Here is a 20,405-nt window from a genome sequence, read left to right as displayed (position 1 = left end):
CCGCTTATGGTCCGCCCATGACCGAGACCATGGATATCGAAGCCCTGCTGCGGCCCGATCCGGCGGACGACCTGCCGCCGGGATCGCGGATCGTCGTCGCCATGTCGGGCGGTGTCGATTCATCGGTGACGGCCGCCCTGATGCAGGCGCGCGGCTATGACGTGGTCGGCATCACGCTCCAGCTCTACGACCAGGGCGCCGCCGCCGGGCGCAAGGGCGCTTGCTGCGCCGGGCTCGACATCCGCGACGCGCGCCGCGTGGCCGAGACGATCGGCATTCCCCATTTCGTGCTCGATTACGAGCAGGCGTTCCGCGAGAACGTGATCGATCCCTTCGTCGACGCCTATCTGGCGGGCGAAACCCCGGTGCCCTGCGTGCGCTGCAATCAGACGGTGAAGTTCCGCGATCTTCTGGGCGCCGCCCGCGATCTCGGCGCCGCCGCCATGGCGACCGGGCATTACGTGCGCCGGGTGACGACGCCCACGGGCCCCGAACTGCATCGGGGCCGCGATCCCAACCGGGACCAGAGCTATTTCCTCTTCGCCACCACGCGGGCGGAGCTGGATTTCCTGCGCTTTCCCCTGGGCGGTCTGGAAAAGCCGGCGGTGCGCGCACTCGCCGCCCATTTCGGCCTTCAGGTCGCGGACAAGCCCGACAGCCAGGACATCTGCTTCGTGCCGTCCGGCAAATACGCCTCGGTGGTCGAGAAGCTGCGCCCCGGCGCCGCCGATCCGGGGGAGATCGTCGATATGGAAGGCCGCGTGCTCGGCCGCCATCAGGGCGTGATTTCCTATACGGTCGGCCAGCGGAAGGGCCTCGGCATAGGCGGCGGCGCCATGCCCGACAACGCCCCCCTCTATGTCGTCCGCCTGGAACCGGAGACGCGGCGCGTCGTCGTCGGGCCGAAGGAGGCGCTGGCGCGGCGCGAAATCGCCGTCTCGGACCTCAATTGGCTCGGCCCAGGCGATGCCGCGACCGCCGTCCCGACGCTCGCCCGAATCCGCTCAGCCCGCGCCCCCATGCCGGCCGCGCTCCGTCCGGAGGGCGGCACCGGCGCCACCGTGATTCTGGACGAACCGGAATACGGCATCGCCCCCGGTCAGGCCTGCGTCCTCTACGACGCCGCCCTGCCGGACCGCGTCCTCGGCGGCGGCTGGATCCGGCGCGGCAGTGCTTGACATCCCCCCCCGAGGTCGCCTATACGAGCGGCCTCGCGGCGATGCGCCGCGCAGCCTCTTGGGGCGGAGTAGCTCAGTTGGTTAGAGCAGCGGAATCATAATCCGCGTGTCGGCGGTTCAAATCCGTCCTCCGCTACCAGGAATCACGAAAAAGGGCGCCTTGCGGGGCGCCCTTTCGTCTTTCGGGCCCGCGGCCCCGTCACACGAAGACGAAATCACTCATCGCGACGCTCGCGGGAACATCCAGCAGGCGGGCGAAGGCGGTCAGCGTGTCCGTGTCGCCGTCGTGGAAATAGATCACGCCATTGTTGGTGTTGTAGAACAGCGTGTCGCCGCTGAGCCCGGCGCTGCTGTCCGCGACGACGAGCCCGACCGGGTCCGCCGGGTCCAGGCCGAAGCCGGCCTTGTCGATCCGGATCCGGTCCTCGCCCGCGGTCCAGTCCGTGATGTGATCCGCGCTGCCGTCCAGCGAGTCGAAGGCGAAGAGATCCTCGCCGCCGAAGCCGGTCAGGCGGTCGGTGCCCGCGCCGCCGATCAGGATGTCGTCGCCGGCGCCACCGAAGAGCCTGTCGTTGCTGCCGAGGCCGGAAAGCGTATTCCCGGCATTGTTCGCGGTCATGCGGTTGATGGCGCCGTTGCCCGTGCCCACGAGCCCTGCCGTGCCGCCGCCGAGATCGAGGTTCTCGACGTTGTCGGACAGGGTGTAGGAAATGTCGGAGATCACCCGGTCCGTGCCCTCGCCGGCATTCTCCGTGATCGTGTCGCCGGCGTCGTCGACGTAGAAACGATCGGCGCCGGTGCCGCCCGTCATGGCGTCCGCCCCCGCGCCGCCGTTCAGGATGTCGATGCCGGCCCCGCCTTCGAGGGTATCAACCCCCGCCTTGCCGTAGAGCCGGTCGTTGCCGCCCATGCCGTTCAGCGTGCTGCCTTGGGCGGCCGCAGTCATCCGGTTGCCGCCATCGTTGCCGGTGCCGGTCAGGCCCGCGCCCTGCAGGCTCAATTGCTCGACGTAATCGCCGAGGGTGAAGGAGATCGTGGCGACGACGCGGTCTGTGCCCTGGCCCGCGATCTCGGTCACCGTGTCGCCGGCGTCGTCGACGTAATAGGTGTCGCCGCCGGCACCGCCCGCCATGGTGTCGCCGCCGCCGCGACCGTTCAACACGTCCACGCCGTCGCCGCCGTCGAGCGTGTCCGCCCCGGCCTTGCCGAAGAGCTTGTCGTTGCCGCCGAGACCCGAGAGCGTGCCGCCGCCGGCACTGCCGAAGATCGTGTTGGCCTGGCCATTGCCGGTGCCGTCGGCCATGTCGGTTCCGGTCATCTGCAGGACTTCCACATGGTCCGGCAGGGTGTAGCTTCGCGACGCGAAGATCCTGTCCGAACCTTCGCCCGCCGACTCGGCGACCGTGTCGCCGGCATCGTCGACATAGAAGACGTCGTCCCCCGAACCGCCGGCCATGGCGTCGGCTCCTTCGCCGCCGTCGATGATGTCGTCGCCGTCGCCGCCGTCCAGCGTATCGTCGCCGGCTCCGGCCCAGATCTCGTCGTCGCCGTCGCCGAGGGCGACCGTATCGGCGTCGGCGCTGCCCTGCACGAAATCTCTGCCGGCCGTGGTCGCCGGGCCCTGCGGGGCGTGCCAGATCAGCACGTCGTCGGTGGCATCCGAACCCGAACCGTCCAGAAGGCCGTCGTTGGTCACGAAGGCGACAGTCTGTCCGTCGCCCGAAATGGCGGCGGCGCCGCTCAGCCCCGTGGACTGGGTCGAGCCGCCGGCAATGGAGATGCGGGCGATCGCACCGGTCTGGATGTCCTTGAGGAAGACGTCGGCGGTATTGTTGGTGTCGCCGGCGACCAGATTGGAAGCCGAGCTCTGGAAGGCGACATAGCGTCCGTCGGACGAGATAGAGGGTCCGTAGCTGCCGCCATTTCCCTCGGTCCCGCCGAGAGCGGTGGAGGCGCGGGTGACGGTCCCGGTGTCCAGGTCCTTCACGAAGATGTCGTACTGGCCGTTGGTGTCGTCGGCGACCAGGTTGGAGGCGTTGCTGTAGAAGGCGACATGGCGCCCGTCGGCCGAGACCGACGGGGCGAAACTGTCGCCGTTCCCCTCGGTTCCGCCACCGTCGCCGGACACGAGCGTGGTGGTGCCGGTGTCGAGATCCTTCACGAAGACCTGCCTGTTGCCGTTGGTCGCCCCGGCGACCAGGTTCGATGCCGTGCTCTCGAAGACGACATAGCGCCCATCGGCCGAAATCGTGGAGGCATAGCTGTCGTCATTCGCTTCCGCCCCGCCGCTGTCCGTGGAGACGCGGGTGGTGGCGCCGGTGTCGAGGTCCTTCACGAAGATGTCGAAATGAGCGTTGGTGTCGCCGGCGACGAGATTGGAGGCCGTGCTGCGGAAGGCGACGTAACGCCCGTCCGCCGATATCTCCGGGGCCGCGGCCTGGCCGTTGCCCTCCGCCCCGCCGCTGTCCGTGGAGACGCGGGTGGTGGCGCCGGTGTCGAGATCCTTCACGAAGACGTCGGACTGGCCGTTGGTATCGCCGGCGACCAGGTTGGACGCATAGCTGGAGAAGGCGATGTAGCGCCCGTCCGCCGAGATCGAGGTGTCGAAGCTCAGGCTGTTCGCTTCGGTCCCGCCGCTGTCCGTGGAGACGCGGCTGGTGGTGCCCGTGTCCAGATCCTTCACGAAGATGTCGTAGGTACCATTGGTGTCGCCTGCCACCAGATTGCCGGCCGTGCTGCGGAAGGCGACATAGCGTCCGTCGGCGGAGACCGAGGGCGCGCTGCTGTTGCCGCTCGCCGCGGTGCCGTCGCTCGCGGTGGAGGCGACGTCGAGATCCGGGGTTTCGGCGACGTTCAGCGCGGTCGAGCCGAAAACGAGATGCGCCGATTCCAGTTCGGAACTGTCGCCGCCCTCGCCGCCGATCGTCTGGGCGGTGATGGTCAGGGTGAAGGCGCCGTCGGCGGCGTAACCATGAACGGCCCTGGCGATACCCGATTCCGGCAGGGCGTGATCGTAGTCGCCGTCACCCCAGTCGAAGGTGACGAGTGTCGCGTCCGGGGTTTCCACGGCCAGCCGGAAGGCGCGGTTCGCGGCGGCCGCCGGGTTGAGCGACAGCGACGGAACGTCGGCGACGAAAATGTCGTAGGTGCCATTGGTGTCGTCGGCGACGAGATTGGTGGCGACGCTGCGGTAGGCGACATGCTGCCCGTCCGCGGAGATCGCGCTGTTGAAGCTGGCGTCGTCGCCGTCGGTCCCGCCGGCGTCGGTGGAGACGCGGGTGACGGCGCCGGTCGCCAGATTCTTCACGAAGACGTCGACGGTGCCGTTGGTGTCGCCGGCGACCAGATTGGAGGCATAGCTCTCGAAGGAGACGCTCAGACCATCCGCCGAGATCGAGGGCGCGGAGCTGCTGCTGTTGCCTTCCACGCCGTCGGCGTCGGTGGAGACGCGGGTGATGGTGCCGGCGACCAGGTCCTTCACGAAGATGTCGGCAGCGCCGTTGGTGTCGCCCGCGACCAGGTTGGAGGCATAGCTTTCGAACGCGACATAGCGCCCGTCCGCCGAGATCGAGGGACTGAAGCTGTAGCTGTTCGCCTCGGCCCCGCTGCCGTCGGTGGAGACGCGGGTGGTGGTGCCGGTGTCCAGATCCTTCACGAAGATGTCGTATTCGCCGTTGGTGTCGCCGGCGACCAGGTTGGAGGCATAGCTGTTGAAGGCGACGTAGCGCCCGGTCGCCGAGATCGAAAGCGCGTAATAGCTGCTGTTGTCCGCTTCCGCCCCGCTGCTGTCGGTCGAGACGCGGGTGACGGTGCCGGTCGAGAGATCCTTCACGAAGGCATCGCGCTTGCCGTTGGTGTCGCCGGCGACGAGATTGGCGGCATCGCTCAGGAAGGCGACGAACTGTCCGTTCGACGAGACGGCGGCGGCGGAACTGTCGCCATCGCCTTCCGATCCGCCGGCGTCCGTGGAAACGCGGGTGATCGTGTCGGTCAGCAGATCCCGCAGGAAGATATCCTTGGCGCCATTGGTATCGCCGGCGACCAGATTGTCGGCGTAGCTGGCGAAGGCGACGAAGCGCCCGTCAGGCGAAATCGAGGGGGCTTCGCTATAGTAATTGCCCTCGACGCCGAGGGCATTCGTGGACAACCGGGTCATGGCGCCGGTCTCGAGATCCTTCAGGAAAACGTCGGCATTGCCGTTGGTGTCGCCGGCGACCAGATTGGAGGCGGAACTCTCGAAGGCGACATAGCGCCCATCTTCCGAGATCGAAGGATTGAGGCTGAAGTTGTTCGCTTCGGTGCCGCCGGCGTCCTCGGAGGCGCGGGTCACGGCATCGGGATCGACGGCGACCGTCGTCAGCGTCGTCTTGGTGATCGTGGTCATTGGCTGGTCCCCCCGGATTTCTCCATGTCGCCATGGAGAACAGGAGTGACCTCAGCCCCGGACGAGCGCACGGCAACCCCGGCCATGCGCCATCCCACCATTCCCACGACGGGCCCATCACTCATGCAGGTCATCGCGGATGGACCGCGGGATTGTCGGCGGACTGGGACGGGGGATCAACCCGTCGAGAGGCGAATTCCGCGTTTACTGTTCCCGAAATACAGCGGTATCGGTGTCAAAGCACCGTCACCCGTGGCCCTGTCGGGCAGCCATCCTCCTAGTCGATCACGTCGGCCGTCACGTCCAGGGGGGCGGCGACGACGTCGCCGGCGACGGGCACGACCTTGACGACGGCGGCGGTGGCGCGGAGCGGCAGGGCGACGACGGCGCAGCCGGACAGGTTGAAGCCGAGGCCGGAGAGAAGGATCAGCGCCAGCGCGGCGCGGCCCGTTTTCGCGGTCTTGGTCATCCTGTGCTGCCCCTGTCGTCGTTCGATGTCCGCCGATCCCGGGGGACCGAACCTTGCATCGGGATTAATCGCGGCGCCTGCCCGGCGTTGCGCGGCGAAAGCGTAGCAGGTGGGGGCGGGGCTGCCAATGCGGGGTGGTATTTCCGTCAGATGTAGAGGAAGCCGACGAAGCCGGCGATCACCAGCAGCAGGCCGCCGATCAGCACCTTGCCCCTGTGCCGGGCGATGATCGCCTTGGCCTGGGGGCCGAAGGCGTGGAACAGCCAGGCGACCAGGAGGAAGCGGGCGCCTCGCGTGATCACGCAGGAAACGATGAAGGTGACGAGGTTCAGTTCGGCCACGCCGCTGGCGATGGTCACCAGCTTGAAGGGGATGGGCGTGAAGCCCTTGGCGACGATGATCCAGCCGCCCCATTCGGCGAAACGGGCCTGGAAATTCGCGAAGCCGTCCTCGAGGTGATAGAACTCGATGACCGGCTTGCCCAGCGTCTCGTAGAGGCCGTAGCCGATGGCATAGCCGGCCAGCCCGCCGAGTACGGAGGCGGCGGTGCAGATGATGGTGGCGAGCCACAGCCGCTCCCGCCTTGCCAGCACCACGGCGGCCAGGATCGGATCCGGCGGGATCGGGAAGAAGGAGGCCTCGGCGAAGGAAACGACGAAGAGCAGCCACAGCCCGTGCCGGCCGGAGGCCATGGCGACCATGCGCTCCACGAGGGAGGGTTTCTTCGCCGGGACGGGGGCGGGGGCGGTTTCGATCTGCTCGGCCATGGGGCGGTCTTCGGGGGCTTCGTCTTCGCTGGAAAGCGACCTGTATGACCGTATCAAGCCCGGAACGCCAGCCCCGGTTCCGCGCAAGCCGCCGACGTCAGTCGTGCAGTTTCAGATAATCGTCGACGATTTCGACCAGGCGCTCGCGCCCGAAGCTCGGTTCGTGGCCGGCGTGGACCACGGTGACCGGCAGTTCGCGCAGCCGCTTCATGGTGCGCACATAGGTCGGGATATGGGCGCCCGGAATATCGTCGAGGAGCGGACCGTCATAGAGCACGTCGCCCGAGAACAGGGTGCCGGTGCCCGCTTCCCAGAGGCCGATGGAGCCGGGGGAATGGCCGGGCAGATGCAGCACCTCGAACGAGCGGTCGCCCAGGTCGACCCTGTCGCCCTCATGGACGATTTCGGTCACCACGGCCTCGCGCACGGCGAAATCCCGGGGATCGTAATTGGCATAGGGCAGGGCGGTGATCAGATCGCCGGCCAGCGGCAGGCCGAGATCGCTGTAGCGGTGCATCTGTTCGGCGCCGAGGACGGGGGCGAGCAGGGCGTTCATGTCGCCCGGGTGGCGCAAGTCGTCCGCTTCGAGTTCATGGACCAGCGTGTGGTCGAATTCGTGGTGGCCGCCGACGTGATCGGCATGGGTGTGGGTGGCGACGGCCGTCACCTTCTTTTCCAGAAGGTCGCGTGCCGCCTCGCGCAGCGACATGAAGCCCATGCCGGTGTCGATCATCAGGTCGCGGTCGCGCCCGCGCACATGCCAGATGTTACAGCGCATCAGGGGCACGACATGGGGTTCCCACAGGAGGGTGATGTCGTCGTCGATGCGCTTGCGCTCGAACCAGCGGTCCGCGATGGGCAGGAGACTCATGATACGTCCCGGAAAGCGTCCGCCATGATCGTGGCGGCTGCGCTTGCCGAGTGCAAGGCATTGCCGATCGCGATGATCAGCGGCTCGTCCAGGCCAAGTGCCGCCACCGCCGCCGGCAGGGCGGCGAGCGGGCCGGCGCGCATGGCCGCTTCCGGCCGGCCGACGGCGCGCATGGCGAGCGCGGGGGTGGCGGCGGGAAGGCCGGCTTCGGTCAGCCTCGCCACCGTCTCCGCCACCGTGCGCCCGCCCATATAGATCACCAGGGTCGTCGCCGGGTCGGCCAGGCCGCGCCAGTCGAGATCGTCGGGCAGGGTGCCGTGGCGGGAATGGCCGGTGACGAAGCGGACGGAACGGGCATGGTCGCGATGGGTCAGGGACACGCCCAGTTCCGCCGCCATGGCGAGCGCGGCGGTCACGCCCGGCACCACGGAGACGGCGATGCCTTCGCGGCGCAGACGCGCGATCTCTTCCCCGGCGCGGCCGAAGATCATGGGATCGCCGGACTTCAGGCGCACCACATGCCTGCCCCGGCGGGCGAAGCGCACCATGAGATCGTCGATGTCGCGCTGGCGGCAAGATGCCCGGCCGCCGCGTTTTCCCACGGCAAGGCAGCGCGCCTTCGCATGGACGAGGGCGAGAATGCCGTCCCCGACCAGATCGTCGAACAGGACGACGTCGGCCGACTGCAGGGCCTTCACGGCCTTGACGGTCAGCAGGTCGGGATCGCCCGGGCCGGCGCCGACCAGGGTGACATGGCCGGCGCCGGCGGGTCGTCGCGGCACCTCGGGCGCGGTGCCGCGCACCAGTTTCACCTCAACCGGCTTTCTGGGTGTGGCAGACATCGATCACTCTCCCGATTTCCATGCGGCAGGATCCGCAATTGGTGCCGGCCTTCAGACAGGCGCCGACGGCATCGACGGTCAGGGCGCCGCCCTTCACGGCAGCGGCGATCTGATGGACCCCGACCGAGAAGCAGGAACAGACGATGGCGCCGGGATCGGCCCCGGCCTCTCCCCCGCGCCCGGCGAGAAGGCGCAGGCGTTCCACCCCGTCGAGAGGGCGGCCCAGGCGGCCGAGCAGCCAGGCGCGCGCGGTTTCGACCGGCTCCGGCGCGATGAAGAGAGCGGCGGCAAGGACACCGTCCTCGAACAGGGCGAGGCGGAAATGGCCCCGCGTCGCATCGTGATAGGCGATGACCTCCGCCGTCTCGGCGGCGCCGAACAGGGCGAGGGCATGGGCGCGCCAGTCGGCCGGCGTCTCGCTGCCCGCCAGTTCCAGGCGAAAGCCGGTCTCGGCCGGGGCGAGGGCCCAATAGTCGGTGCCTTCCGGCCGGGGCCGGGCGCGCGATGCGGCGAAACCGTGCCAGGCGGCGGCGAAGGGGACGACGCGGACGGGGGTGAATTTCGATTCCGGCTGACCCGAATGGGGATCGACATGGGGCGCCACCAGGGCATCGATCCGGGCGCGCGACGCCTGCTGTCCCGTCCAGTGGATGGGCGCGAAGACGGAACCCTTGCGCTGGCGTTCCGTCACCAGGACGCGGAGCAGGGCGCGGCCGTGGCGGCTGGTCACCGCCGCGATGGCGGCGGGGCGAAGGCCGGCGGCGTCGGCGTCGGCCGGATGGATCTCCAGGAAGGGTTCGGCGAAATGGCTGGTCAGGCGGGCGGTCTTGCCGGTGCGCGTCATCGTGTGCCACTGGTCGCGGACGCGCCCGGTGTTCAGCACCAGGGGATAGGTCCTGCCGGGGCGGGATGCCGGGGCGCGGGGCGGCGTGGCGATGAAACGGGCGCGGCCGTCCCCGGTGAAGAAGCCGCCGTCGGCGAAGAAGCGTGCGCGCGCCGCGCCCTCGGCCGGCAGGGGCCATTGGCTGGGCGCCAGGGCGGCGTAACCCGTATCGTCCAGCGCCGCCAGGGCGCCGATGTCGAAATCGCGGCTGCCGCCGTTGCCGAAGGCGGACAGGGCGGCATGTTCGCGGTGGATGGCGGCGGGCCCGGCGTAGTCGAAGCCGGCAAAGCCCATGCGCTTGGCGACACCGGCGATCATCCACCAGTCGGGCCGCGCTTCGCCGGGCGGTGGCAGGAAGGCGCGCTGGCGCGAGATGCGGCGTTCGGAATTGGTCACCGTGCCCTCCTTCTCGCCCCAGGCGGCGGCGGGCAGCAGGACATGGGCGTGGCGCGTGGTATCGGTTTCGCGCACCACGTCGGAGACGGCGACGAAGGGGCATCTGGCCAGGGCTTCGGTCACGAAATCGGCGCGCGGCAGGCTGGCGGCCGGATTGGTCGCCATGATCCACAGCGCCTTGATGCGGCCGTCGTGGACGGCGTCGAACAGGTCGACCGCCTTCAGCCCCGGCCTGGCGGCGATGGTCGGCGCCGACCAGAAGCCGCGCACCAGGGCACGATGGGCGGGATCGGCGATGTCCATATGGGCGGCGAGCTGATGGGCGAGACCGCCGACCTCGCGCCCGCCCATGGCGTTGGGCTGGCCGGTGACCGAGAAGGGCCCCATGCCGGGCCGGCCGATGCGTCCGGTCAGCAGGTGGCAATTGATGATGGCATTCACCTTGTCGGTGCCGCTGGTCGACTGGTTAACGCCCTGGGAATAGACGGTGACCACCCGCGCCGTCCGCGCGAAGGCATCGTAGAAGTCGCGGATCAGGTCGGGGGCGAGACCGGTCGCAAGCGCGGCGCCGGCAAGGCCGACCTCGCCCGCGACGGCGAGCGCGGCGTCGAGACCCGTGGTGTGGCGCGCGACATAGTCCCGGTCGCGGCATCCGGCGCGGTCCAGATGGTCGAGAAGGCCGGCGAGAAGGGCGACGTCCGACCCCGGCGCTAGGGCGAGGTGGAGGTCGGCCGCTTCCGCCGTGGCGCTGCGCCGCGGATCGACGACGACGATCCGCGTGCCGCGCTTCTCCCGCGCCGCCAGCAGGCGCTGGAACAGCACCGGATGGCACCAGGCGAGGTTGGAGCCGATCAGGACGACGAGATCCGCTTCCTCCAGATCCTCATAGGTGCCGGGCACCGTGTCGGTGCCGAAGGCGCGGCGGTGCCCGGCGACCGAGGACGACATGCACAGCCGGCTGTTGGTGTCGATGTTGGCGCTGCCGATGAAGCCCTTCATCAGCTTGTTGGCGACATAGTAATCCTCGGTCAGCAATTGCCCGGAGACATAGAAGGCGACGGCATCGGGGCCGTGTTCGCGCACCGCCGCCTTGAATTCGCGCGCCACCCGGTCCAGCGCCGCGTCCCAGGTCGCGCGCCGGCCGCCGATTTCGGGATGCAGCAGGCGATCGTCCAGGGACAGGGTTTCCGCCAGGGCCGAGCCCTTGGAACAGAGGCGGCCGAAATTGGCGGGATGGTCCGGGTCGCCCTTGATCGCGACGGCACCACCCGGCCCCGGCGTCGCCAGCACCCCGCAGCCGACGCCGCAATAGGGACAGGTGGTGCGCGTCGCTTCCATGTCACCCCTCGCGATCGAGGAGGAGATGGATGCGGCCGTCCTCGATGCGGGCCGGGATCACGCCGGCGCAGCCTTCGTCGGCACCGCGCGCCTGGCCCGTCTCGAGGTCGATCACCCAATTGTGCAAGGGACAGGTGACCCCGGTATCATGGACGATACCCTGGCTGAGCGGCCCCCCCAGATGGGGGCAGCGGTCGCGCAATGCGAAGATGCGGTCGTTGGCGGTGCGGAACACGGCGATGTCGCCGCCCGCCTCCTTCACCACGCGGGAGCCGCGCGGGGGCACGTCGGTCACGGCGCCGACGTCGATCCAACTGGTGGTCATGGCGTTCATTCTGCGGCCTCGCGCGGTTCGAAATGGGCCATGGGGCGGAATTCATGGGCGTGGAGCCCCGCCACCCTCTCGGCCCAGGGATCGGTCTGGGAGAATTGCTGGGAGAACAGGAAGCGCGCGGCCAGCAAACGGCGCTGTTCGACATCGTCCATGATCTGGGCGCGGATCGCGTCGAGGCCCACGCGGGCGGCCCATTTGTAGATACGCTCCAGATAACGCGCCTGCTCGCGGTAGGCCTGGGTCAGGGCCAGGATGATCTCCACCGCCTCGTCCTCCGTATCGGCGTGGCCGAGGACTTCGGTGCCCTTGATCTCCAGCCCGGCGGCACCGGCGAAATGGACGTCGTAACCGCTGTCGACGCAGATCACGCCGATATCCTTGCAGGTCGCCTCGGCGCAGTTGCGCGGGCAGCCGGAAACCCCCAGCTTCACCTTGGCCGGGGTCCAGGAGCCCCACATGATCTTTTCGAGCCTGATGCCGAGGCCGGTCGAATCCTGGGTGCCGAAGCGGCACCATTCGGAGCCGACGCAGGTCTTTACCGTGCGCAGCGCCTTGCCATAGGCGTGGCCCGAGACGAGGCCGGCGGCGTTGAGATCGGCCCAGACCGCGGGCAGATCCTCCTTCCGGACGCCCAGCAGGTCGACCCGCTGGCCGCCGGTCATCTTCACCGAGGGGATCTGGAACTTGTCGACGACATCGGCGATGGCGCGCAGTTCGGCTGCATTGGTGACCCCGCCCCACATGCGCGGCACCACCGAATAGGTGCCGTCCTTCTGGATGTTGGCGTGCACGCGCTCGTTGACGAAGCGGGACTGATAGTCGTCCGCATAGTCGCCCGGCCAGGCGGCGACGAGATAGTAGTTGAGGGCCGGGCGGCATTTGGCGCAGCCGCAGGACGTCTTCCACTCCAGTTCCTGCATGACGGCGGGGACCGACTTCAGGCCCTTGGCGACGATCAGGCGGCGGACGTCGTCATGGCCGAGATCGGTGCAGGCGCAGACCGGCTGCACCGCGTTCCGGGTGAAGCCGTCGCCCAGCGTGAGCGCCATCAATTGTTCGACGAGGCCGGTGCAGGAACCGCAGGAGGCGGAAGCCTTGGTATGGGCGCGCACCTGATCCAGGGTGGTCAGGCCCTTGTCCGCGATGGTGGCCGTGATCTTGCCCTTGCACACGCCGTTGCAGCCGCAGATCTCCGCCTCATCCGGCAAGGCTGCAACGGCCGCCATAGGGTCCAGCTTGGCCCCCCCGGCGAAGCTCTGGCCGAAGATCAGGGTGTCGCGCATGTCGGCGATGGGGGTCGCCTTCCGCAACAGATCGAAGAACCAGCCACCGTCCGCCGTCTCGCCATACATGACGGCGCCGACGATGCGGTCGTCCTTGATCACCAGGCGCTTGTAGACGCCGCGCGCGGCATCGCGCAGCACGATCTCCTCCCGCCCCTCGCCCTCGGCGAAATCGCCGGCGGAGAAGAGATCGACCCCGGTCACCTTCAGCTTGGTCGAGGTGACGGAGCCCTCGTAGGCGGCCGTGGCATCGCCCGCCAGTTGGGCCGCCAGCACCTTGGCCATTTCGAACAGCGGCGCGACCAGGCCATAGCATTGGCCGCGATGCTCGACGCATTCGCCGACGGCATGGATCGAGGGATCGTCGGTGCGCATGTGATCGTCGACCAGAAGGCCGCGATTGACCGCGAGACCGGCCGATTTGGCGAGTGCCGCATTGGGCCGGATGCCGACGGCCATGACGACGATGTCGGCCGCGATCTCGGTGCCGTCGTCCAGGCGGACGCCGGTCACATGGTCCTCGCCCAGGATCGAATGGGTATTGGCGCGGCAGATCACATCGATGCCGCGCGCCTCCATCGCCTGTTGCAGCAGATAGCCGGCGGCGGTATCGAGCTGGCGTTCCATCAGCGTCGGCATCAGATGGAGGACGGTCACCGCCATGCCGCGCATCCTGAGCCCGGCGGCGGCTTCGAGGCCGAGGAGGCCGCCGCCGATGACGACGGCGCGCCCGCCGTTCTCCGCCGCCGCCAGCATGGCGTTGACGTCGTCGAGATCGCGATAGGCGACGACGCCGGGCAGCTTGTGGCCGGGTACCGGCACGATGAAGGGCATGGAACCGGTGGCGACCACCAGCCGGTCATAGGGGGTGACGCCGCCATCCCGTGCCGTCACGGTCCTCGCCGCGCGGTCGATGGCGGTGATTTCCCCGCCCTTGACCAGGGTGATGCCGCGCGCCGCATACCAGGCGTCGTCATGGGTGACGATCTCGTCGAAGGTCTTCTCCCCCGAGAGCACGGGCGACAGCAGGATGCGGTTGTAGTTCACCCGGGGTTCCGCCCCGAAGACGGTGATCGAATAGGCATCCGGCGCCTGCTCGGTCAGATGCTCCAGCATCCGGCCGGCGGCCATGCCGTTGCCGATGACGACGAGTTTCTGGGTCATGGCATGTTCCTCGCTCAGGCGGCGGTCTTGGGCTTGGCGCCGTGCTCGTATTCCTCGAGGAAGGCGAGGACTTCGGCGCGATAGCGGTAGTAATCGGGGTGGTCCAGCAGGGCCTTGCGGCTGCGGGGGCGCGGCAGGTCGATGTCCAGGATCCCGCCGATGGTGGCGTTCGGGCCGTTGGTCATCATCACGATCTTGTCCGCGAGGAGGATCGCCTCGTCGACGTCGTGGGTGACGCAGACGGCGGTCACCCGGGTCCGCTTCCACACATCCATCAGGACGTTCTGCAATTCCCAGCGGGTCAGGCTGTCGAGCATGCCGAAGGGCTCGTCCAGGAGGAGAAGCTTGGGGCTCAGGGCGAAGGCGCGGGCGATGCCGACGCGCTGCTTCATGCCGTTGGACATTTCGGCGGCCAGGCGGTCCATGGCGTCGCCGAGGCCGACCCGCGCCAGGTAGTATTCGACGACCGCGCGGCGTTCCGCCGGGCTCGCCTTCGGATAGACCTTGTCGACGCCGAGGGCGACATTTTCCCGCGCCGTCAGCCAGGGCATGAGGGACGGCGCCTGGAACACCACCGCGCGCTCCGGCCCCGCGCCCGAAATCTCCCGGTTGTCCAGGATCGCGGTGCCGCCGCTGATGTCGGTCAGGCCGGCGACCATGGACAACACGGTCGACTTGCCGCAGCCCGAATGGCCGATCAGGGAGACGAATTCGCCCTTGTTCAGTTTCAGGTCGAAGTTCTCCACGACGGTCAACGGGCCCTTGGGCGTGGGATAGACTTTCCGCAACTGCCAGATGTCGAGGTAACGCGCCTCGACGGGCGACGCCGCCGCCTCGCGCCAGGCCTTGGGCGGGGCCTGGGTGATCGGGACGACGTCCGGCAGGCGCCGCCCGTCGTCGCCCGCCGCCTTGGCGTCGATGCCGACCGCCATCAGGTAATTGGTGACCTCGGCGCGAAGGCGCTTGAAGGCGGGATCGTCGTTCATCGCCATGCGGTCGCGGGGACGCGGCAGGTCCACCTTGAAGGCCGGACCCAGGCTGGCGTCGGGGCCGGGGTTCAGGGGGATGATGCGGTCGGCGAGGAGGATCGCCTCGTCGACGTCGTTGGTGATCAGTATGACGGTGCGCTTGTTCGCCGCCCAGATCGCCTCGATCTCGTCCTGCAGCTTGGCGCGGGTCAGCGCGTCGAGGGCCGACAGCGGCTCGTCGAGGAGCAGGATCTCCGGCTCCATGGCGAGCGCGCGGGCGACCGAGACGCGCTGGCGCATGCCGCCCGACAATTCGGACGGACGGCGGTCGGCGGCGTGGGACAGGCCGACCATTTCGATGTATTTCGCCACCCGCGCGCGCTTTTCCGACCGCGACAGCCTGCCGGCGACGGCATCGACGGCAAGGGCGATATTGCCCTCCACCGTCAGCCAGGGCATCAGGGCATAGGATTGGAACACGACGCCGCGTTCCGGCCCCGGCCCGGTGACGGGCGCGCCCTTGAACAGCACCTCGCCCCCGTCCGGCGTCGTCAGGCCCGCGATCGCCGAGATCAGGGTCGTCTTGCCCGATCCCGAAAAACCGACGATGGCGACGAATTCGCCTTCCTCGACCGCAAGGTCAATGCCGGAGAGGATGCGCGTGGCGCCGTAAGCCTTGCCGACGTTCTTCAATTCGAGAACCGCCATGATCGCCCCCTCCCTCAGCGCTTGGTGGAAAAGGTGAAGGCGGCCTGGAGGGCGAACATCACCCGGTCCAGCACGAAGCCGATCACGCCGATCGTCAGCACCGCGACGATGATGCGGGCCAGCGAATTCGAGGAACCGTTCTGGAATTCGTCCCACACGAATTTGCCGAGGCCGGGATTCTGCGCCAGCATCTCCGCCGCGATCAGCACCATCCAGCCGACCCCGAGCGACAGCCGCAGCCCGGTGAAGATCAGGGGCAGGGACGAGGGCAGCACGAGCTTGCGGATCGTAGTGCCGGTCGAGAGCTGCAGCACCTTGCCGACATTGACCAGATCCTTGTCGATCGAGGCGACGCCGAGTGCCGTATTGATCAGGGTCGGCCACAGCGAGCACAGGGTCACCGTGATCGCGGAGATCACCAGGGATTTGGGCAGGGCGTCGCTGGGCTCGAGATAGAGCGCGGAGACGACCATGGTCACGATCGGCAGCCAGGCCAGGGGCGAGACCGGCTTGAAGATCTGGATCAGGGGATTGAGGGCACCGTTCACGCTCCGCGACAGGCCGCACATGATGCCGGCCGGCACCGCCAGCAGGGTGGCGATCAGGAAGCCGAGACCGACCGTGACCAGCGAGGTGGCGATCTGGTCCAGATAGGTCGGGCTGCCGGTATAGCTGCGCTCCTTCGCCATTTCGGGCTTGCCGGCGGCGATGAATTTCTCGTTGCGGACCTTCTGGCGTTCGTAGAAGGCGTCCTCCTTCTCCCGTTCGGCGACATGGGCGTCCCAGAGGCCGTCCGCCTGTTCCAGCACCTGGACGGGGCCCGGAATGGTGCCGAGGGAGGTCTGCACCCGGGGCGCCAGCACCGACCAGGCGGCGAGAAAGGCCAGGATGCCGATCAGGGGGATCAGCAGGCCGCGCCAGATTTCGGCCATCTGGGCCCTCGGGCTGTCGCCGCAGGCGATCTTCAGCAAGGGCACCAGCCAGCCCAGGCCGAAGACGCCGAGCGGCCCGGCGGCGCGGTTCAGCGCCATGAACAGGCGTTCGCGCCGCTCCCGGGCGCGGTCGCCGGCCTCGGCTTCCATGGTGTCGGTCATGGTCGTCATGTCCTCGTCCCTCCCCGGCGCATCAGCCGCCAACCACGTCGGTGCCGGCGATCTTCTGCCTGCCCTTCAGGCCGATGGTCTGGGCGTCGATATAGGCGTTGGGGGCGCGGCCGTCGTAGGCGATGCCGTCGATGAAGTCGGCGGCGGCGGTCGGCGCGCGGTAACCGTCGCTGTCCCACGGCACCTCGGCGTCCTCGATCAGGCCCTCGGCCTTCAACTGGGCGGCGGCGGCCAGATAGATGTCCGGGCGATAGACCGATTTCGCCGTCTCGGCATACCAGTCGTCGCTCTTCGCCTCGGCGATCTGGCCCCAGCGGCGCATCTGGGTCAGGTACCAGACGGCATCCGAATAGAACGGATAGGTGGCGTGGTGGCGGAAGAAGACGTTGAAGTCCGGCACCGGGCGCACGTCGCCCTTCTCGTATTCGAAGGTGCCGGTCATGGAATTGGCGATCACCTCGGCATCGGCGCCGACATATTCGGGCCGCGACAGGATCTCGACCGCCTGCATGCGGTTGGCGTTGTCGTTCTCGTCCAGCCATTTGGCGGCGCGGATCAGGGCCTTGGTCAGGCCGATCGCGGTGTTCGGATATTTTTCGGCGAAGTCCGCCGTGATGCCGAAGACCTTCTCGGGATTGTTCTTCCAGATCTCGTAGTCGGTGATCACCGGCACGCCGATACCCTTGAAGACGGCGGCCTGGTTCCACGGCTCGCCCACGCAATAGCCGTAGATCGTGCCGGCCTCGAGGGTGGCGGGCATCTGGGGCGGCGGGGTGACCGAGAGCAGGGCGTCGGCCTTGATCTGGCCGGAGACGTCGTCGGGCGAATAGTAACCGGGATGGATACCGCCGGACGCCAGCCAGTAGCGCAATTCGTAGTTATGGGTGGAGACCGGGAAGACCATGCCCATGTTGAAGGGCTTGCCCTCTGCCTTGAACGCCTCGACCACCGGCTTCAGGGCATCGGCCTTGATCGGGTGGATCGGCTTGCCGTCCGCGCCCTTCGGCACATGGGGCTTCATCATCTCCCAGACGGCGCTGGAGACGGTGATGCCGTTGCCGTTCAGATCCATCGAGAAGGGCGTGACGATATGGGCCTTGGTGCCGAAGCCGATGGTGGCGGCCAAGGGCTGACCGGCCAGCATATGGGCGCCGTCCAGCTCCCCGGTGATCACGCGGTCGAGCAGGACCTTCCAGTTCGCCTGGGGTTCCAGGGTGACATAGAGGCCCTCGTCCTCGAAGAAGCCGAGTTCCTTGGCGACGGCGAGGGGCGCCATGTCGGTCAGCTTGATGAAGCCGAATTTCAATTCGTCCTTTTCGGGGATCAGGACTTCGGCGCGGGCGGCGCGGCGGGGCAGCACGGCCGCCAGGGCCAGCGCGCTGGCTGTGCCGAGCAGCAGGCCCCGGCGGGAAAGGACGGCCTTGCGGCAGGCGGTCTCGACGTCGGTCATCACGGACTCCAAACGCTGTCCGGCTCTCTCTGGGGCCGGGTCGTGAACAACAAGACGCCGCGGACATGGATGAACCTCTCAGGTCTCATCCCTGTCGGCGGCGTCGCCCGGCACCCGTCGATGGGTGCGAATTTCGTGATCTGTGCCCCTCGGGGGCGAACCCTCCGGGCCGTCGTCGGCTGGAAGGGTCAATGGGCCGTCGTTGGCCTGCGGAGACTAATCTGCAGAATTCGTGCCAAAGCTGGTGGCGCGACCGCCCCCTTGGATATCAAGAGCTTATCATGTGACCGGGCTTGGGGTGGGGGCAGGGGCTGAACAAAAAAACGGCAGATTCTCGTTCAAATCTTGTGCAGTGCCGCAACGGCGGGCATCTCAATCCTCTTCCGGCGCGCCGCCGGCGATGGCGAACCCGGCGACGTAATCCTCGATCAGGTCGGGGTCGAAGACCTTGCCGTCGAAGAAGCCGTCGGGCCCGAGGAAGAGGCGGCCGTCCGCGGTCGCCACCGGCGTTTCCATGGCGAGCGAGCCTTCGACCTTGGAGCTGGCGTTCGGCAGGGCGACGCCCAGGGGGCCGAGCGCCTTCCTGTAGAGATCGGGCCGGATGCTGAGGCGCGCGGTTTCCAGCGTCGCCGGCGTCAGTTCGGTCTGGCCCCAGCGCACCATCTGGCTGAAGAACCAGAGACCGTGGCTGATCCAGGGGAAGGTCGCCGCGCGGCGCGCGAAATAGCGAAAGTCGGGCAGGGTCTGGGGCTGGTCCTCGCCGAGTGCCAGGCGCCCGGTCAGGCCGGTCATCATGGTCGAGGGCGCGACGTCGAGATAGCGCGACGACGACAGGAGTTCCACGATCTCCGGCGCGTTCTTGCCCGAATCGCACCATAGCGAGGCGCGGTGCATGGCGCGGATCAGGGCGGCCAGCGCATCCGGGTTGCGTTCCGCCCAATCGGCGCGCGCGCCCAGCACCTTTTCCGGGCTGGACTTCCAGATGGCGGAGGTGGTGGTGGCGATATGGCCGACGCCGGCGACGACCGAGGCGCTGTTCCACGGCTCGCCCACGCAATAGCCGTCGATATGGCCGCCGGCCAGGGCGTCGGTCATATAGGGCGGCGGCACGATGGTGAGGGCGACGTCGGTGCGCGGGTCGATGCCGCAGGCCGCGAGCCAGTAGCGCAGATAGTAGTTGTGGCTGGAGAAGGGGTGGACGACGGCGAAGGTCAGGCGCGGCAGGCCCCGTGCCTTGCGCTCGGCGACCACGGCGCGCAGTGCCTCGCCCGCTGTCTTCGGATCGCCGCTGCTGTCGGCGCCATGCTCGCTCATGCCGAGCCAGACCGCGTTGGAGACGGTGATCGCATTGCCGCCGAGGCCGAGGCACATGGGCGTGATGATCTTGCCGCCGAAAGGCGTCAGCCCCAGGGAGGCGGCGATCGGCATGGGCGCCAGCATGTGAGCGACGTCGAAATGGCCGAGGGCGACGCGGTCGCGGATGCTGGCCCAGGAACTCTCGCGGATCAGGACGAGATCGATGCCCTCTTCCCTGGCGAAGCCCATCTCCTTGGCGACGATCATGATCGCGGCGTCGAGCAGGGGGATGAAACCGGCGCGGATGGTGAAATCCCCGGTGGTTCCGGTCGTCGTGGCGGGTTCCGTGGTCATGGCTTGCCTCCCGACAGAAGATCGGCCGCGGTAATCACACTCTGGGCGATATCGGCGATGCGGCGGTTTTCGTTCATGGCGGTCCGCCGCAGCAGGGCGTGCGCCTCGTCCTCGGGGATGCCGCGCTGGCGCATCAGGATGCCCTTGGCGCGGTCGATCACCTTGCGCTCCTCGAGCGCGCGGCGGGTCCGGTCCAATTCCTCGCGCATGCGCGAGAAGGCGTTGAAGCGGCTGATCGCGGTTTCCAGGATCGGTTTCAGCCGCTCCTTCTTCAGGCCGTCGACGATATAGGCCGAGACGCCGGCATCGACCGCCGCCTCGATCATGTCGCGGTCCGAACGGTCGACGAACATGGCGATCGGCCGGCTGATCGCCCGGCTGACGTTGAACATGTGCTCCAGCACGTCGCGGTTCGGGTTTTCGAGGTCGATGAAGACGACGTCGGGGTCGGCCTCGACGATGTCGCGCACCATGGGGCGCGGTTCGGCGATCACGCTGACGCGCGAATAGCCGGCCTCGCGCAGGCCCTCCTCGATGATCGAGGCACGGATGCGGTTGTCGTCGATGACCAGGATGCGGATGTCGGCTTTAGTCATGACCCCGGTTGCCACGGCCGA

At 68.2% G+C, this 20,405-nt stretch carries 14 protein-coding genes and 1 tRNA gene; 2 read left to right on the top strand and 13 right to left on the bottom strand.

The window, feature by feature from the left end; genetic code table 11:
* The first annotated feature begins 17 nt into the window (after positions 1-17).
* Both mnmA and L2U69_RS06220 read left to right on the top strand, forming a co-directional pair.
* Positions 18-1,178: a tRNA 2-thiouridine(34) synthase MnmA gene (gene mnmA, locus L2U69_RS06225; protein ID WP_408065802.1), complete on the top strand. Its 1,161-nt coding sequence runs from the start codon at positions 18-20 to the stop codon at positions 1,176-1,178.
* Between the two features lie 62 nt (positions 1,179-1,240).
* A tRNA-Met gene (locus L2U69_RS06220) sits at positions 1,241-1,317 on the top strand.
* Between the two features lie 60 nt (positions 1,318-1,377).
* Here L2U69_RS06220 and L2U69_RS06215 read toward each other — a convergent pair.
* The 13 genes from L2U69_RS06215 to L2U69_RS06155 all read right to left on the bottom strand — a co-directional run bounded on the left by L2U69_RS06215 (position 1,378) and on the right by L2U69_RS06155 (position 20,384).
* Positions 1,378-5,562, bottom strand: coding sequence for a hypothetical protein (locus tag L2U69_RS06215; protein WP_236105930.1), 4,185 nt, complete (start codon positions 5,560-5,562; stop codon positions 1,378-1,380).
* Between the two features lie 277 nt (positions 5,563-5,839).
* Complete coding sequence (locus L2U69_RS06210; protein ID WP_236105929.1) at positions 5,840-6,031, bottom strand: DUF6726 family protein; 192 nt, start codon at positions 6,029-6,031, stop codon at positions 5,840-5,842.
* A 146-nt stretch (positions 6,032-6,177) separates the two neighbouring features.
* On the bottom strand, positions 6,178-6,798 hold the full coding sequence (locus L2U69_RS06205; RefSeq protein WP_236105928.1) for a YqaA family protein: 621 nt from the start codon (positions 6,796-6,798) through the stop codon (positions 6,178-6,180).
* Positions 6,799-6,895: 97 nt separating this feature from the next.
* On the bottom strand, positions 6,896-7,669 hold the full coding sequence (locus L2U69_RS06200; RefSeq protein ID WP_236105927.1) for an MBL fold metallo-hydrolase: 774 nt from the start codon (positions 7,667-7,669) through the stop codon (positions 6,896-6,898).
* Positions 7,666-8,511: a uroporphyrinogen-III C-methyltransferase gene (gene cobA / locus L2U69_RS06195; protein ID WP_236105926.1), complete on the bottom strand. Its 846-nt coding sequence runs from the start codon at positions 8,509-8,511 to the stop codon at positions 7,666-7,668. Before cobA ends, L2U69_RS06200 begins: the two co-directional genes overlap by 4 nt.
* Positions 8,483-11,128 (bottom strand): nitrate reductase, encoded by a 2,646-nt coding sequence (locus L2U69_RS06190; RefSeq protein WP_236105925.1) that lies wholly within the window; start codon positions 11,126-11,128, stop codon positions 8,483-8,485. Before L2U69_RS06190 ends, cobA begins: the two co-directional genes overlap by 29 nt.
* Position 11,129: 1 nt before the next feature.
* Positions 11,130-11,453 (bottom strand): nitrite reductase small subunit NirD, encoded by a 324-nt coding sequence (nirD, locus tag L2U69_RS06185; protein ID WP_408065801.1) that lies wholly within the window; start codon positions 11,451-11,453, stop codon positions 11,130-11,132.
* 5 nt (positions 11,454-11,458) lie between these two features.
* Positions 11,459-13,909, bottom strand: a complete 2,451-nt coding sequence (gene nirB / locus L2U69_RS06180) for a nitrite reductase large subunit NirB (RefSeq protein ID WP_236105923.1) — start codon at positions 13,907-13,909, stop codon at positions 11,459-11,461.
* 14 nt (positions 13,910-13,923) lie between these two features.
* On the bottom strand, positions 13,924-15,585 hold the full coding sequence (locus L2U69_RS06175) for an ABC transporter ATP-binding protein (RefSeq protein ID WP_236105922.1): 1,662 nt from the start codon (positions 15,583-15,585) through the stop codon (positions 13,924-13,926).
* A 14-nt stretch (positions 15,586-15,599) separates the two neighbouring features.
* Entirely contained in the window at positions 15,600-16,688 is a 1,089-nt protein-coding gene (locus L2U69_RS06170) for an ABC transporter permease (protein ID WP_236105921.1), read from the bottom strand.
* A 22-nt stretch (positions 16,689-16,710) separates the two neighbouring features.
* The gene (locus L2U69_RS06165) at positions 16,711-18,138 is read right to left on the bottom strand and encodes a CmpA/NrtA family ABC transporter substrate-binding protein (RefSeq protein ID WP_236105920.1); all 1,428 of its coding nucleotides are present in this window, start codon (positions 18,136-18,138) and stop codon (positions 16,711-16,713) included.
* Between the two features lie 372 nt (positions 18,139-18,510).
* Positions 18,511-19,788, bottom strand: coding sequence for a CmpA/NrtA family ABC transporter substrate-binding protein (locus L2U69_RS06160; protein WP_236105919.1), 1,278 nt, complete (start codon positions 19,786-19,788; stop codon positions 18,511-18,513).
* The gene (locus L2U69_RS06155; protein ID WP_236105918.1) at positions 19,785-20,384 is read right to left on the bottom strand and encodes an ANTAR domain-containing response regulator; all 600 of its coding nucleotides are present in this window, start codon (positions 20,382-20,384) and stop codon (positions 19,785-19,787) included. Before L2U69_RS06155 ends, L2U69_RS06160 begins: the two co-directional genes overlap by 4 nt.
* Positions 20,385-20,405 lie beyond the last annotated feature (21 nt).

The organism is Zavarzinia marina, assembly GCF_021568905.1.
GTDB classification, from domain to species: domain Bacteria; phylum Pseudomonadota; class Alphaproteobacteria; order Zavarziniales; family Zavarziniaceae; genus Zavarzinia; species Zavarzinia marina.
The sequence above is the reverse complement of the archived record's forward strand: the minus strand, read 5'-3'. Positions and strand labels throughout refer to the sequence as shown.